The organism is Paenibacillus sp. FSL E2-0151 (assembly GCF_037993015.1).
GTDB classification, from domain to species: domain Bacteria; phylum Bacillota; class Bacilli; order Paenibacillales; family Paenibacillaceae; genus Paenibacillus; species Paenibacillus amylolyticus.
In genome coordinates, this window is record NZ_CP150308.1 from 5526014 (window position 1) to 5540323 (window position 14310).

The 14310-nt window shown below is 47.5% G+C and carries 16 protein-coding genes and 1 other annotated feature; all 16 genes read right to left on the reverse strand.

Features of this window, described 5'->3' with window-relative positions; all coding sequences use genetic code 11:
- Window positions 1–18 precede the first annotated feature (18 nt).
- Window positions 19–348 carry a ribosomal-processing cysteine protease Prp gene (locus MHI55_RS24595; protein WP_036605912.1) on the reverse strand — a complete coding sequence of 110 codons (330 nt, stop codon included), beginning with the start codon at window positions 346–348 and terminating at the stop codon, window positions 19–21.
- Window positions 349–362: 14 nt separating this feature from the next.
- Window positions 363–674 (reverse strand): 50S ribosomal protein L21, encoded by a 312-nt coding sequence (rplU, locus tag MHI55_RS24600; RefSeq protein ID WP_017692620.1) that lies wholly within the window; start codon window positions 672–674, stop codon window positions 363–365.
- Between the two features lie 14 nt (window positions 675–688).
- Window positions 689–773: a sequence feature (ribosomal protein L21 leader region), on the reverse strand.
- A 56-nt stretch (window positions 774–829) separates the two neighbouring features.
- Window positions 830–2080, reverse strand: a complete 1251-nt coding sequence (locus MHI55_RS24605) for an Rne/Rng family ribonuclease (protein WP_127548270.1) — start codon at window positions 2078–2080, stop codon at window positions 830–832.
- A 106-nt stretch (window positions 2081–2186) separates the two neighbouring features.
- Window positions 2187–3047: a M50 family metallopeptidase gene (locus MHI55_RS24610; protein WP_340387348.1), complete on the reverse strand. Its 861-nt coding sequence runs from the start codon at window positions 3045–3047 to the stop codon at window positions 2187–2189.
- Window positions 3040–3888 (reverse strand): M23 family metallopeptidase, encoded by an 849-nt coding sequence (locus MHI55_RS24615; protein WP_340387350.1) that lies wholly within the window; start codon window positions 3886–3888, stop codon window positions 3040–3042. Before MHI55_RS24615 ends, MHI55_RS24610 begins: the two co-directional genes overlap by 8 nt.
- A gap of 149 nt (window positions 3889–4037) precedes the next feature.
- Window positions 4038–4832, reverse strand: a complete 795-nt coding sequence (gene minD / locus MHI55_RS24620) for a septum site-determining protein MinD (protein ID WP_036605908.1) — start codon at window positions 4830–4832, stop codon at window positions 4038–4040.
- A gap of 3 nt (window positions 4833–4835) precedes the next feature.
- A complete protein-coding gene (minC, locus tag MHI55_RS24625; RefSeq protein WP_017692615.1) occupies window positions 4836–5498 on the reverse strand; it encodes a septum site-determining protein MinC in 663 nt (220 codons plus the stop codon).
- A 74-nt stretch (window positions 5499–5572) separates the two neighbouring features.
- Window positions 5573–6106 (reverse strand): rod shape-determining protein MreD, encoded by a 534-nt coding sequence (mreD, locus tag MHI55_RS24630; RefSeq protein ID WP_036673543.1) that lies wholly within the window; start codon window positions 6104–6106, stop codon window positions 5573–5575.
- On the reverse strand, window positions 6106–6978 hold the full coding sequence (mreC, locus tag MHI55_RS24635; RefSeq protein WP_047841182.1) for a rod shape-determining protein MreC: 873 nt from the start codon (window positions 6976–6978) through the stop codon (window positions 6106–6108). The genes mreD and mreC overlap by 1 nt, the downstream gene beginning before the upstream one ends.
- Window positions 6979–7163: 185 nt before the next feature.
- Window positions 7164–8198, reverse strand: a complete 1035-nt coding sequence (locus MHI55_RS24640; protein ID WP_017692612.1) for a rod shape-determining protein — start codon at window positions 8196–8198, stop codon at window positions 7164–7166.
- 183 nt (window positions 8199–8381) lie between these two features.
- Window positions 8382–9071 carry a DNA repair protein RadC gene (radC, locus tag MHI55_RS24645; RefSeq protein ID WP_036673540.1) on the reverse strand — a complete coding sequence of 230 codons (690 nt, stop codon included), beginning with the start codon at window positions 9069–9071 and terminating at the stop codon, window positions 8382–8384.
- A gap of 37 nt (window positions 9072–9108) precedes the next feature.
- The gene (locus MHI55_RS24650; protein ID WP_036673538.1) at window positions 9109–9720 is read right to left on the reverse strand and encodes a Maf family protein; all 612 of its coding nucleotides are present in this window, start codon (window positions 9718–9720) and stop codon (window positions 9109–9111) included.
- Between the two features lie 94 nt (window positions 9721–9814).
- A complete protein-coding gene (locus tag MHI55_RS24655; RefSeq protein ID WP_340387352.1) occupies window positions 9815–10057 on the reverse strand; it encodes a DUF4321 domain-containing protein in 243 nt (80 codons plus the stop codon).
- 145 nt (window positions 10058–10202) lie between these two features.
- Window positions 10203–11432, reverse strand: a complete 1230-nt coding sequence (locus MHI55_RS24660) for an SPOR domain-containing protein (protein ID WP_340387353.1) — start codon at window positions 11430–11432, stop codon at window positions 10203–10205.
- Between the two features lie 116 nt (window positions 11433–11548).
- Window positions 11549–12868: a UDP-N-acetylmuramate--L-alanine ligase gene (gene murC, locus MHI55_RS24665; RefSeq protein ID WP_047841184.1), complete on the reverse strand. Its 1320-nt coding sequence runs from the start codon at window positions 12866–12868 to the stop codon at window positions 11549–11551.
- A gap of 56 nt (window positions 12869–12924) precedes the next feature.
- On the reverse strand, window positions 12925–14301 hold the full coding sequence (locus MHI55_RS24670) for a folylpolyglutamate synthase/dihydrofolate synthase family protein (RefSeq protein ID WP_076253344.1): 1377 nt from the start codon (window positions 14299–14301) through the stop codon (window positions 12925–12927).
- Window positions 14302–14310: the final 9 nt, after the last annotated feature.

The window sequence follows — 14310 nt, forward strand, 5'->3', positions numbered from 1 at the left end:
GTTGTCCTCCTTCTTTGCTTATTTGAATTGCTGTATTTTAATATACTTCCCGTATGACTCTGCAATATTAGAGAGCATAACCACCATGGATTCGAGTAACAATTGTACCTGGGACCAGGTTTCCCCTCTCTCTAACAAAGGTAAAGAACCGCTTAAAAAGCCATTCTTCATCTTGGCATCCATTTCGACACCGGTCAATGTTTCAATCGAGTTCACCGTACCCACTGTAACAGCGGATACCCCGGCACATACGATGTCTTCTCCCCGCTTGGCAAAATTAGCATGCCCTTCAATGGAAAAACGTTCGATGTTCCCGTCCTCATCACGAAAGATTTGAACGATAATCACTTATCGCACCTTCTTTACGCTTTGATTGTTTCGATAGTTACTTTAGTGTACGGTTGACGGTGACCTTGCTTCACATGGTAGTTCTTTTTAGGTTTGTATTTGTATACGATAACCTTTTGTCCTTTGCCATGTTTCTCCACTTTAGCCGTTACAGTAGCTCCGGAAATCAATGGTGTACCTGCTGTCAAACCTTGATCGTTAGATACAGCCAGGACACGGTCGAACGTTACGCTTTCGCCATCGTTCGCAGTCAATTTCTCGATGAACAGAACATCGCCCTCTTGGACTTTGTACTGTTTGCCGCCTGTTTCAATAATTGCGTACATTTGCCTTGCACCTCCTCATGTCTCAGACTCGCCCGTTCTCAGGTGACAGTGTCCTTGCGGAACTGTTCTTATACCCGGCCAGTGCGGTTACAGCATGTGCAAGACCATTAGGCTAAACACATACTTGAAGATTATATCACGCAATATATCAAAAATCAATGCAAAGGTGAAATATATCTTTTTCCCGTTCCATGGCAGGAAGAACACGGCTCCACATAGGGCAACGTACTTTCTTCCCGCACTTTCTTACGGGTAAGTTCGAGCAAACCCAGCTTGGTCCAACCCATTACAAATGCTTTGGTCCGATCCTTCTTGAGCTCACCCTCCAAGGTTGCTGCGACTTCATGCCGATTCGAAGCTTCCTCCATATCAATGAAGTCGACAATAATCATGCCACCGATATCCCGCAGGCGCATTAGACGGGCAATCTCCACTGCTGCCTGTATGTTGGTCTCTGTCACGGTCTCTTCCAGACTGTCACCGCCTGCTCCCGTATATTTACCCGTGTTCACATCCACTACAGTCAGAGCTTCGGTATGATCAATAACAATGTATCCGCCTCCGGGCAACCACACTTTCCGAGCAAAATCCTTATTCAACTGTTCCTGCACACCATAGGCAGCAAAGATGGATTCTGTTCCCCGATACACCTGTACTTTGGGTTGATGACCAGGACTAATCTCTTCGAGCAATGCTTTTACCTCACGGGCTTGTCCTTCACTATCAGTGATGACTTCGTCACTCCCTGGCGTATACACATCTCTGATGATTCGCTGTACCATGCTATGATCCCTATGCAAGAGGCTTGGTGAAGGCAAACTGTCCGCTTTTTCACGAATCAGATACCACTGCGAACGTAATGTTTCCAAGTCCGACTTAATGGCTTCATGCTGCTCTTCTCCAGATACGGTCCGAATAATAAGTCCTTCTTCATCCCGCCTCAGTTGCTCCCCAAGTGCCTTAAGACGGGAACGATCCCCTTCACGGGCAATTTTCTTGGATACCGCTACATAGTCAGCAACAGGCATGTAGACAAGCCAACGGCCCGGGAGTGAATAATGAGTCGTCACCCGGGCTCCCTTGCCTCCTACCGGTTCTTTCAGAACCTGAACAATGACTTCCTGACCCGGACGAAGCAACTCCGAGATGGAAGGCTTCACCTTGGGCTGTTTCTCCAGATGGGGATGCAACACATCATCCACATAGAGAAACGCATTCTTTTTCTGACCAATATCCACAAAAGCAGCTTGCATACCTGGTAACACATTCACGACCCGTCCCTTGAAAAAGGAACCCAGCAGTCCACGATCACGTGTACGCTCTGCCGTAAATTCCACAGCTTTGCCTTCTTCCAGAAGCGCCATTTGCATGAGGTTATGTTCATTATGTACTATCATTTGTTTCATGGCTTCACCTCTAGAAGACAATTCAAATCATCCACATCCATTTCAGTATCTTTTCAATTCTCATTGTACATATATTAACCCATTTCAGAACAGGTCCACCAGAACACTACAATTTATTACCATTTTGTTGAAAATAGGAACCGATAATCCGTTGCTCAGGCAATACGGCCATAATTCGACCCTGTCTGTTCATCACGTATACCATATGGTATCTTTCTCTCTTTAATAGACGCAAAATAGTGTCCAAAGGTTTCGCCGGGAATGAGATTATTGGCTGCGCCAAACTGCCAGTAGCCGCGTGACGAGCAAACGCACCCTCTCGATTCATCAGAAAACGAATAAAGCGATAGGGCACATTTCGGTAATCCGTTACGTTGGAATAGAACAAAAAAAGGCCGATTAACAGAATGTTGAGCGGTAGGCCGTAGTCTCCAGTAAACCATCGGCTGATAGCATATAAAATTACCCCTACGCTACACAGAATGCTAATTCTGTAAGTCCACATTAATGTTGTATAGTAAGGTGCCCACAGACTGACAAGTGCCTGAACAACTTTACCTCCGTCCAGAGGAAGTACAGGCAGCAGATTAAATAGGGCAATGAGCAGGTTCCCCTGAATGATATAGTTGAGAAATACCGGATCGCCCAGATTGCCATACTGCAACAGCATAACCACGCCAACCATCAGCATGTTTTGTAATGGACCAGCCAGAGCAATGATGATTTCCCGGTAGGCAGTGATCGTACCTCCATCTTCGATAACCGCTACTCCTCCAAAAGGGAGCATCTGGATCGACAAGACACGATAGCCCAGAAGTGCCGCCGCCGCAGCATGTCCACATTCATGAATGAATACAATGGCAAACAACGTAATAAGCTCAATAAAATGTCCAGTCAGAAGGGAGGCCATCATGATAATTACAAAAAACGGATGAAACGTAATACGGACTCCCCACACCCTAATCAAGGGCAACAACTTCCGCCGGGTCTACGTACTCCTCCCCCTCTTTCACTGCAAAATAGAGCGTGGCCGGTTGTTCACCACCCGTAGCCTTGAGACTCCCCACTGGATTCCCCGCTTCCACCCAATCATTCACGCTCACTTCACTTTCGTTCAGCCGACCGTATATTGCCGTGACATTGCCTGTATGTTGGATGACAACTGTGAACCCACTTGCTACATCGCCGATAACCTCCATGACACGCCCAGCATCCGAACTTGCGACCTGTATAAGTTCTGCACCTGCGGCATCCGGAACGATCTCAATTCCCTTCATGCTCAGCGCAAATGGCTGAACCACTGTGCCTGAGATCGGTTTGCCCAGTAACTGCCTTACTTTTAATCCGTTCACGGCATCCGTCGTATGTCCGAGGACCGGAAGAAACGAAGGCGTTCCTCCAAAATGCCGTTCATACCAAGCCGCTGCTGAGGCAAAATCCATATCCCGATGGAGTGCATCCGCAATTACTGTTTTGGGTGATGTCGTCCACGATGTATCCAACTGAAATAAACCCCATACTCCGCCAAATATCAAAGCGCTAATAACCGTCCGCTTGAGAAGCGACTTGAACAGGTTAAATCTCGAATGCCCCCCTGGAACGAAATGACCATTCTCTTTTTTCCACAACCATTCCGGATCTCTTTCCTGTGCCCCCTCACTAGGCGTAAATGGTTTTGGGTGTATGATCTCATTCTTGTCCAACAGTGAACCTAATTTCTGCTCCTGTAAGACCTCCACAGCGGCACCATCCATCAGTCGCCGGATGCGTTCTTCTCGTCTCTGCTTGATTCTGAGTTTCGTGTTCATGGAATGTCCTCCCGCCGAGGCTTGTTTACTACATCCTATGAAGAGGTGGTTGATAATATGAACAAGCCTGCCCGCAGGTAACAAAAAAAGCCGGGCTATAAGCCACGGCTGTCATGTAATCAGATAATGAATAAGTCCATTTAAATGAGTTAACCCATTCCCAAGAACTTTTTAAAACGTGTAAAAGCGCCCTTTTTCTGCTCCAGCTGCATCAATGGGACCGTATCTCCCAGAATGCGTCGTGCGATATTCCGATACGCAATTGCCGCAAGTGAATCCGGATTCATGACCGTAGGTTCTCCTGAATTGGCCGCTTTGATGACCAGTTCATCATCAGGTACGATGCCAATCAGGTCAATATTAAGTACTTGTAAAATACCATCGATATCTAACATGTCACCCGATTTAACCATATTATTGCGAATTCGATTCACCACCAGCTTTGGTGATTGAATGTGCGAACTCTCCAGCAGGCCGATGACACGATCCGCATCACGCACTGCAGCATTTTCCGGTGTAGTGACCACGATGGCCTGATCTGCTCCTGCTACCGCATTTTTGAAACCCTGCTCTATGCCGGCTGGGCAATCAATAATGACGTATTCAAAATCTTTTTTCAATTCAAGGATAATATCCCTGACCTGTTCTGGCGACACTGAGTTTTTGTCTCTCGTCTGCGCCGCAGGCAACATGTATAATTCTTCGAAACGCTTGTCTTTGACCAAAGCCTGATTCAGACGGCAGCGGCCGTCCGCAACGTCGCACAGATCGTAAATAATACGGTTTTCGAGTCCCATCACGACATCCAAATTACGAAGGCCGATATCGGTATCTACCAGACAAACCTTTTTGCCGAGCAGCGCCAGCGCTGTCCCGATGTTTGCCGAGGTGGTTGTTTTACCCACGCCGCCTTTACCCGAAGTGATCACGATCGCCTCTCCCATGAGCTACACTCCTTTAAACACATTAAAATCTCGGCGTAACCGAACGATATTGCTCATTTTGTCTATCTGCATCTGATTGTCCTGTAAGTAAGCAAATTCCATTCCGGTCTCTCGGCTCTCCCATTCATCGGGAGGACGACTGATGATATCCGCAATCCGTAGCTGCGTCGGTGCAAATACCGAAGCGGCAATGATTGCTTCCTCGTCCCCGCCAATTCCGGCATGAGCCATACCTCGGAGTGAACCCAACACATATATATCTCCGGTACACGTCACTGTGCCCCCCGGATTGATATCCCCAAGAAACAGGAGATTTCCTTCATGATGAAGCACCTGACCTGAACGCACCATACCACACATGGTTACAATCGGCGGTGGTCCTTTAACCTCCGGTTGGAGTGCAGGTGAGTCGATGGATCGAATAAGCAGATTCCCTTTTTGCTTCAATATATCGAGGATTGCTTCTTTCTGGTCCTCTGTCACTTCGCGGGCACCCAACTTGATATCCACATGAACAATCGGTCCGGTCAAAATATTTTGATGGCTGTGTTCCAGCTTATAGCGGAGCTCATAGAGCAATTCCTCGAATTCACATTGATCGTCCAACAGGAAAACCAGGCCGTCTCGGATGCCTTTAATCGTTACGTGATTCGATTTTACCGTCATAAGCCTGTCCCTCCCATCTCATTACATTTCGTGCCCGGGGCCCCAAGTTCCTGCTTTGCGCTCCATAAATGTATTTAGGAAGCTTCTTCTGTCTTGCTCCGTCTCTTGCCGATCCGCTCCAGTTGTTTCCGAAGCGGGACATAAATGATCAAGGCAAACACAAAATGAATGAACAAATTAGGAATCATGTATTCAATCAACGCCCAGTCAAACGTCACGTGGTTAAGTTGGAAGAGCTTGTACAGGAAAAATAGCATGGTGTCATTAAGCAGACTTCCCAAAATGACAACCGATACCATAACCGGCAGTGGTGCACGTGGTGCTTGAAAAATGAGTCCCATCATATATGCCGATAATCCCATCGAGAATCCATAAGGTCCAATCATCTCGCCGTAGAATACAACGTCATGCAATAGTCCAAAAAATATACCGAGTACTAGTGCCGTGTGTCGATGATGATATACAGCGATAAACAAAATTACGATATAGACCAGATTGGCAGAAATACGCATCTGCCAGCCAGAAGGGATGAGCAGTGGCAAAATTGTGCCTTCCGCAATGAACAAAAGGAATAGTAACAGGAACAAAACTTGCTTACGTGTTACCATTATTCTTTTACCTCAGGCGGGATAATGACAATCAGCTCTTTCCAATCAAGGAAACTTGCATATGGTTTGATAATCGCAGTTCGCGTTAAACCGTACTCCCCAACTTCAACCTTTTCCACTTCACCAATCCGCATATACTTGGGAAAGTTATTGATGATCCCCGAAGAGATGATCTCATCACCCTTTTTGATGTTTGAATCCTCCGAGATTTTGGTCATCTTGAGCATGCCCGTCTTCGGATCGTAGCTCTCAATCATACCAAACACTTTCTCTTTACCTACCGCCGTTGCTGCAATGGCATTGGATGTTGGATCATTGGCGTCCATGGACGTTAACAGATTAACCGTTGATGTATATGAGCTGACATGACTGATCACGCCGACCAGCCCTTCCTGGGAGGTAACGGCCATCCCCGGCTTGATTCCCGCATTTTCACCGATATCAATGTTAATGGTTCTGCTATTGGGATCCGAATTGGCACTGATAACCTGAGCAATTCGTGAACCGTAATTATAGCGATTCTTCTGTTCTTCTGTGAAATTGAGCGCTTTCTGAAGCTGCTCATTCACTTGCTCCATATCATTGTACTTCAGCCGATCCCGGGTATAGTGACCCATCGCGATGCGGAGCTCTTCATTCTCTTCATATACCGTACGCATGTTCGCTACATCTTTGAAAAAGCCCGCTACATAGGAAGCGGGCTTGTAAAATACGTATTGTACAAATCCAACTGAATCCTTCAGGAATTTCTCCGGCCAGGATAGAGTGGTTCGCGGACTGAGCGTAAAGCCCATTAACGCGATAAATGTAACAAGGCCCACCAGCAAAACAAAAAGTCTTTTGTTGCCTAGCAGTTTAAACAGTTCGAACACCCTCTAACATCCATATTCTCTTCCGAGCCATGCCCGGCGGGGAGACTGTCAGACCTGTAGTCCCTGCGAGAATATCAGCCGATCCTCCCCTGTTAAGCGGGTAATAGCTCATCCCCGGGGTTAACCGGGTCCTCTATAAAGATATCTTGCCACTTGGTCGCTATGCCAAGTTAGGCAAATACCAATTAACGTTTGGAACGAACTGCCGAACTGCTTCTGCTTTTGAACAAATGAATATTCTCTAGCGCTTTACCTGTTCCGATGGCTACACAATCCAGCGGGTTCTCAGCCACAATGACAGGCATTCCTGTCTCACCAGCGAGAAGCTTGTCCAGGTTGCGAAGCAACGCCCCACCACCTGTAAGAACGATACCCCGATCCATGATATCGGCAGCAAGTTCAGGCGGGCATTTTTCCAGTGTTACTTTTACCGCTTCAACAATCGCATTCACAGTATCAGCCAGCGCTTCACTGATCTCGTCCGAAGTAATCGTAATTGTCTTCGGCAAACCTGTTACAAGGTCACGTCCACGAATTTCCATCGTTTCTACTTGTTCCAATGGCATAGCTGATCCGATGTCCATCTTCAATTGCTCCGATGTACGCTCACCGATCATCAGATTGTATTGGCGTTTGATGTACTGGATAACGGATTCATCCATCTCGTCACCTGCTACACGAACCGAACGGCTCGTTACAATACCACCAAGAGAGATAACAGCCACTTCCGTTGTACCGCCACCGATATCGACAACCATACTACCCGTTGGTTCCCATACAGGCAGATCTGCACCGATTGCAGCAGCAAAAGGCTCTTCAATCGTATAGGCTTCACGGGCTCCAGCCTGTTTGGTTGCATCTTCAACCGCACGTTGTTCTACTGCCGTGATCCCGGATGGTACACATACCATCACGTTTGGATGACGCTGGAACATGGAGCGTTGTTTTTGCGCCTCACGGATGAAATATTTGATCATCGTTGCCGTTGTATCGAAATCGGCAATAACGCCATCTTTCATTGGACGAATGGCACGAATGTTACCTGGTGTACGTCCAATCATTTTTTTGGCGGCTTCACCTACTGCCTCGATGCTATTTGTATCTGTCCGTATAGCGACAACCGAAGGTTCTCGCACCACAATTCCTTTTCCTCGTACATAAACCAACGTATTTGCTGTCCCCAAGTCAATACCCAAATCTTTCGTAAAACCACCAAACATAACATAATCTCCTTTTCTGCCTCATATAGCCGCTCCATTCTGATCCAGAGCGTAATAATTTTATTCCCACGCAATACGTGGAGCTAATATTCGCATTTGTTTTTTTGCATTTGTAAAGTGAACCTATCTTTTACGGACAACGCCGTTAACATTCATAGGAAAACATCAACGCCAACCATTATATTATACTAAGCCCTTCTCCTTCAAACTTACGTACGTTCCATCTCCGATAATAATATGATCAAGCACGTCAATGCCAACAATAGCGCCTGCTTCAATCAGTCTCTTGGTTATTTGGATATCCTCCGGACTGGGCGTAGGATCACCACTCGGATGGTTGTGTGCGCACACAATCGATGCGCTGCTGCATTTGATGGCAGCCCGGAACACTTCACGTGGATGTACAATCGAAGCGTTAAGGCTGCCCATGGAGAGTGTTTCCTGGGCAATAATATGATTTTTGCTATTCAGAAAGAGACACACAAAATGTTCTTTTTGCAAATAACGCAATTGTTCCATCAGGATATCAGCTGCATCACGCGGTGTACGAATTGAAGTCGACTGTGTGAGTCTGCTCTTGGCAATCCGATGACCCAGCTCAATGCCAGCTTTCAATTGCACAGCCTTGGCATTGCCGATCCCTTTCATCGCGGTCAGTTCTTCCAGACTCAAATCCATCAACGAGCGAATGCCACCCGCTTCGGCCAGAATCCGCTGTGCCATATGCACCGCGGACTCCTGTCTTGTACCTGTTCGAAGTAAAATTGCCAGCAATTCAGCATGGCTTAAGGCGCCCGCCCCGTATTCCATCATGCGTTCTCTCGGGCGTTCTTCCTGGGGGATGTCGCGCATCATGTATTGAGGCGACTCCATATGTTCCCTCTTTTCATTTCACAACATTTGGCTTCATTCATGTTCGTGGCAACACATGTACGCCGAACCCGTCCAACATATCACTTAGCAAGGATAGCGGCAAGCCAACCACATTAAAATAACATCCTTCAATGCGGTCGATCAGTGAAGCACCAATGCCCTGAATGGCATATGATCCTGCCTTATCTGAAGGCTCACCTGTCTGCACATAAGCACGGATGGTCGCATCCGACAGCTCTTTCATCGTTACATCGGTCTGGCGGTAATGAACTAACGACTGTCCATTGCCCGCATCAATACAAGCGACGCCCGTAAACACCCGATGTACGCGGCCCTGCAGCCTTGATAACATACGTTCAGCATCCGCTTCGTCTAAGGGTTTGCCTAGAATCTCACCATCCAGAACAACAACGGTGTCACTACCAACAATAATGGCTTCCTGCTCGCGGCCTTCAAGCCCGCGATACACGGCAAGCGCCTTGCGCAAAGCAAGTTCCTGTACCGTCTGTTCAGGTGTCCACTCTGGTGGTGTATCTTCATTGGCATGACTTGGTATTACATCAAACGCTAGGTGGAGTGATGCGATCAGTTCTTTGCGCCGAGGCGATGTGGAGGCCAGAATAATAGGGCGCTGTTGTGTGTTATCCAAAATGAACGGCTCCTTATGCCACGGCAACATCCTGTCCGGATCACGATAATAGATGTCACTGGTTTAATTTTTTTCGTCATAACTCGTCATTCTCCTACAGTCTGCGATACAGCCACACAGCGGCAATCATACCGATCAGACTCAGAAGGCTCATTTGAAATTGAAGTGAAATATTATAACTGATAATATCCAGATCAGCCTGTGGCGACCAACGTATGGTCGTGGCTTTCGTAAGAAAGGATACTGCCTTTACAGGCTGCAGTGCCTTGGCGATCCACGCTCCGGCCATCCAGCCGAGTAGCAGAAACAGCAATAACATGCCGAAGTTTTTTTTCATCGGTAATCTTCCCTCGCCATTTTTTGACACCCACATTATTATACGGGGTTTTGTACGTCAATACAAACACAAATCCGGCAAGGGGAACTATTTCCAGTTCCTTGCCGGATGGGTATTTCCAAGCGTTGTTATGGGAAAGAGCATGTTACTGCTTTATCGCTTCGAGCCATTTTTTCTGCTGCAGTACATATTCCATCAGATCGGACTGCACGGACCACATGTGTACATCATCCGGGTTTTTGTTGTACTCCGCGATAGCCGTAATTGCACTGTTCATTGATTTCTCCATTCCACCAATAATAGGTTGTACATCTGCGGTCAGGCCAGGTGTAAGACTATTCAATCCCGTCAGCCATGACTCGTGCTTATTTTGAATCGCGGTCATCGTTTCTGTAGAAACTGCTGCCGGAGCAGACTGTCCCAGCTGCTGAATGGACAAGGTAGATAATTGTTCCACCAGTGCAGAACTGTTTGTGAAGAAAAGCTGCACATCCTCTTGTTTGCCACCGAATATAGCCGGATTGATCTCAGGGTTCACAATCTCCTTGACATACAGTTCAACTCCCTGGGCTTTTAGCCGGGAGCTAAGTAGCTTGGCCTCTTCACGATCAGCCGAAATGCCTGCATATACTCGATTGCCATCTTCAGGATCAGAACCTGCGGCTATACCTGCCTGAGCCAGTTCAAGCTTAGCCTGCTCAGCTCGTTCAGGAGAACTGAACACGCCGTATTGAAGTGCATAATACGTACTGCCAGTCGCCGCTGTCTGAAGCTGCTGCTCTGTACCTGCAGTCCCCTCCTGACCCGTCACAGTGGAAACTGCCTGATTGACGGGCAGAAGATCGCCTGGCTTCGCGGCTCCTTCTTTATTAAAAAATGAAAGAATAACCATACCAAAAAGTGCTCCGGTAACAAGTGCACCAGTGACAGAACCAATCATTTTCCAGCCTCTTGGAGGGCGATTGCGTTTATAGGAATAGTTCTCCGAATCTGCAAGCCAGTCGTGGCCCTGATCATCATGGGCATTGGACAGATCACGACGCTCTTCCTCCGGATTATCAGTGTGATTAACATAATCGTAACCGGAACGGTTCCCAAAATAATGGGCCTCATCCAAGTTCAAGTTCGAATCATGACTCACCCGCTCGTCAGGTTCAGGTACAGTAGAGCTTGTCAGCACCGTCTCTCCCCAGTCTCCGGGGATATCCTCAGGCGTCCATGATGGGGTTGTATCCATCTGCTTAGGCGTTAGAGGTTGATTATGCGGTAATTCTTCACTTAACGTCACCAATGGACTGGACGCGGATATCCTCTTGTTTTCAGGCTTGTCCGACTCATGATCCCCGAAGCGAAACGTCATTCTAGCATTGCTCACCCGTACCCTCTCCTTTGTCCCATTTATATAAGCTATATGCAGAGACTGGAGAATACATTCCATATAACGCAAAAAACGCCTGCTTCGTATCGAAGACAGGCGATTTCTCAATTGATCTATTTCAAACCTTTGGCAAGTGTATCGCCGACTTTCCAGATATCACCTGCGCCCATCGTAATCACAAGATCTCCTGGCTGCAGACGATGTTGCAGATCAGCTACCACTTCTTCTTTTGTAGGAAGGTAACGTGCAGAAGCATTACTGTTTTGAACGATCAGTTCAACCAGTCGGGCTGAGGTTACCCCTTCGATCTGTTTTTCGCCCGCAGGAGAATAGATGTCCGTAATAAGCACCTCATCCGCTTCCGCAAAAGCACGACTGAACGCATCCAGCAGGAAGAACGTCCGCGTATAACGCTGTGGCTGGAATACCGCAATAATGCGTTTGCCCGTTGCTTTGGCGGCACTAATGGTAGCTTCAATCTCAGTCGGGTGATGAGCATAATCATCGATGATCAGCATATCGCGCGCCTCGCCCAATACCTGGAATCTACGTTTTGCTCCATGGAACTGGATGATAGCTGCCACAATCTTCTCAAATGGAATGCCTGCTTCCAGACAGGTAATCACAGTAGCCATCGCATTATAAACGTTATGCTTACCCGGCACTGATAATTCCACCGTGCCCATAGCAGCACCCTGATGATTCATCGTAAAGGAGATACGGCGATCGCCCAATACAATATCCGTTGCCGTATAATCTGCAGCACGATCAATACCATAGGTTGTAATCCGCGACTTGAGTTCTGGCAAAATCGCTTGAACATTCTCGTCGTCAGAACACACAATCGCTGTTCCTTCCGGACGAATCTGGCTCAGGAACTGCACATAAGCCCTTTTGAGCTCCTCAAAATCACTGTTGTAATTCTCCAGATGATCTGCCTCAATATTGGTTACAATACCGAGCCATGGATGGTACTGCAAAAACGAACCATCGCTCTCGTCCGCTTCAGCGACTACCCAGTCGCCTTGACCGGCCTTCGCGTTGGTACCCACATTCATGATTTCTCCGCCAATAATGTATGTCGGATCTGTATCACATTTATCCATAACAAGTGCAATCATGGATGAAGTGGTTGTTTTACCATGAGCCCCAGCTACAGCCACACCTTTACGTTCGTTCAACAAACGTGCAAGCATCTGGGAACGATGCAGAATCGGAATGTTCAGCTCTGCAGCTGCTACCCGTTCCACATTATCAGCAGGCGCTGCTGTAGAGTAGACAACAAGATCTGCTCCAGTGACGTGCTCTGCCGTATGTCCGATATATATTTTCGCTCCCTTGGCTGCCAACTTCTCGGTCAACTCCTGTGAAGCGACATCCGATCCGGTAACGGTGTATCCCATTTCCAACATAACTCTTGCGATGGCACTCATGCCATATCCGCCAATCCCTATAAAATGAACGTGTTCCGATGTATTTAACAAAACTTTCACCAACCTTTTTCAGAATCGGTTTGATGCAAAAGGGCTGCCCGCACATCCGCAATCAGGTACAGTGTGCCGGAGACCACCCCCAGATCTTCCGCTTCCGTCCGTGACTTCAATAGATCAAGTGCCTTTGCCCATTCGGGCTCGACGATGATTTCCAGTTCCTGCTTCGCAATGGCGGGACGTACCCGTTCGACAATCTGCAGCAATTCGGCTGCATCCATTTTGCGTCGGAAATCTGGCTCGGTCAGGATCAGCGTATCCACTAGTGGCAGTATATGCTGCAAATACGCTTCGTGATGCTTATTTGCCAACATACCCATCATCAAAATTAACTTGTTGTGCGGATAGACATCCATAATGCTCTTGGCCAGTGACTCTGCCCCTTCCGGATTATGTGCTCCATCTAGCACAATTCGGGGTTCATCGACGACTTTTTCGAATCTTCCTGCCCAGAAAGCATTCTCCAGTCCAAGTACAATATCGTTGTCATCCAGCATAAATGCCATGTATTGTCTAAGCAATTCAAGCACCATAAGTGCGGCCGCTGCATTGTCACATTGATGTGAGCCCTGCATGCGTATGCGAACGTCCAGATCACGGAACGGGCCTGTAAAATGAAAAGATTGTCCGTTCTCATTGCTGTCCAGTCTATGATAAGAGAATTGATCTCCAGCCAAATACACGCTTGATTGAAGCTGCTGTGCTTTCTCCTGAATCACCTTCACAGCTTCGGGTTGAGTCGCGCAAGTCACAACGGGTACTCCCGGCTTGATAATACCTGCCTTTTCTCCAGCAATCTGCTCAATCGTATCTCCAAGTACATCCGTATGATCCATACCAATGTTGGTGATGACGGACACAACAGGTGCGACAATATTCGTTACGTCCATCCTTCCCCCTAGCCCCGTCTCCCATACCACAACGTCAGGGTAACACTCCTCTGCATAGTACAGAAGCGCCAGAGCCGTGGACACCTCAAACATCGTGGGTGATCCAAGCGGAGTGGAGGCCATTTCCATGACTAGTGGATGTAATCGGTTCGAGAGCTTAAGCAGGATTTCTTCAGGAATATCCTCACCGTTGTATTGAAAACGGTTTGTAAACTTGGTGATATAAGGCGACGTAAAGGTACCCACATCATATCCAGCCTGAAGAAGCACTGACGTCAAAAAAGCGCAAGTCGAACCTTTGCCGTTCGTTCCCGCGACATGAATAAATTTGAGACGTTGGTGTGGATTGCCTAACATGGACATCAGACTCTCGATTCGTTCCAATCCAGGTCGGATGCCAAAAGGAATAAGGCCATTGATCCAGTCCACGGCCTCGTTGTACGTAAGTAAAGGAGCTGCTGCATCTGTCCCGTCTAATTCCGTCATCTGATTCAC

Bases quoted from the DNA above. Each gene is read 5' to 3' on its own strand.
- MHI55_RS24640 (WP_017692612.1), bottom strand. From the start codon at position 8,198: ATGTTTGGTGGTTTTACGAAAGATTTGGGTATTGACTTGGGGACAGCA.
- MHI55_RS24615 (WP_340387350.1), bottom strand. From the start codon at position 3,888: ATGAACACGAAACTCAGAATCAAGCAGAGACGAGAAGAACGCATCCGG.
- MHI55_RS24670 (WP_076253344.1), bottom strand. From the start codon at position 14,301: ATGACGGAATTAGACGGGACAGATGCAGCAGCTCCTTTACTTACGTAC.
- minC (WP_017692615.1), bottom strand. From the start codon at position 5,498: ATGACGGTAAAATCGAATCACGTAACGATTAAAGGCATCCGAGACGGC.
- murC (WP_047841184.1), bottom strand. From the start codon at position 12,868: ATGAGTGCCATCGCAAGAGTTATGTTGGAAATGGGATACACCGTTACC.
- MHI55_RS24605 (WP_127548270.1), bottom strand. From the start codon at position 2,080: ATGAAACAAATGATAGTACATAATGAACATAACCTCATGCAAATGGCG.
- MHI55_RS24655 (WP_340387352.1), bottom strand. From the start codon at position 10,057: ATGAAAAAAAACTTCGGCATGTTATTGCTGTTTCTGCTACTCGGCTGG.
- minD (WP_036605908.1), bottom strand. From the start codon at position 4,832: ATGGGAGAGGCGATCGTGATCACTTCGGGTAAAGGCGGCGTGGGTAAA.
- mreD (WP_036673543.1), bottom strand. From the start codon at position 6,106: ATGGTAACACGTAAGCAAGTTTTGTTCCTGTTACTATTCCTTTTGTTC.
- rplU (WP_017692620.1), bottom strand. From the start codon at position 674: ATGTACGCAATTATTGAAACAGGCGGCAAACAGTACAAAGTCCAAGAG.
- radC (WP_036673540.1), bottom strand. From the start codon at position 9,071: ATGGAGTCGCCTCAATACATGATGCGCGACATCCCCCAGGAAGAACGC.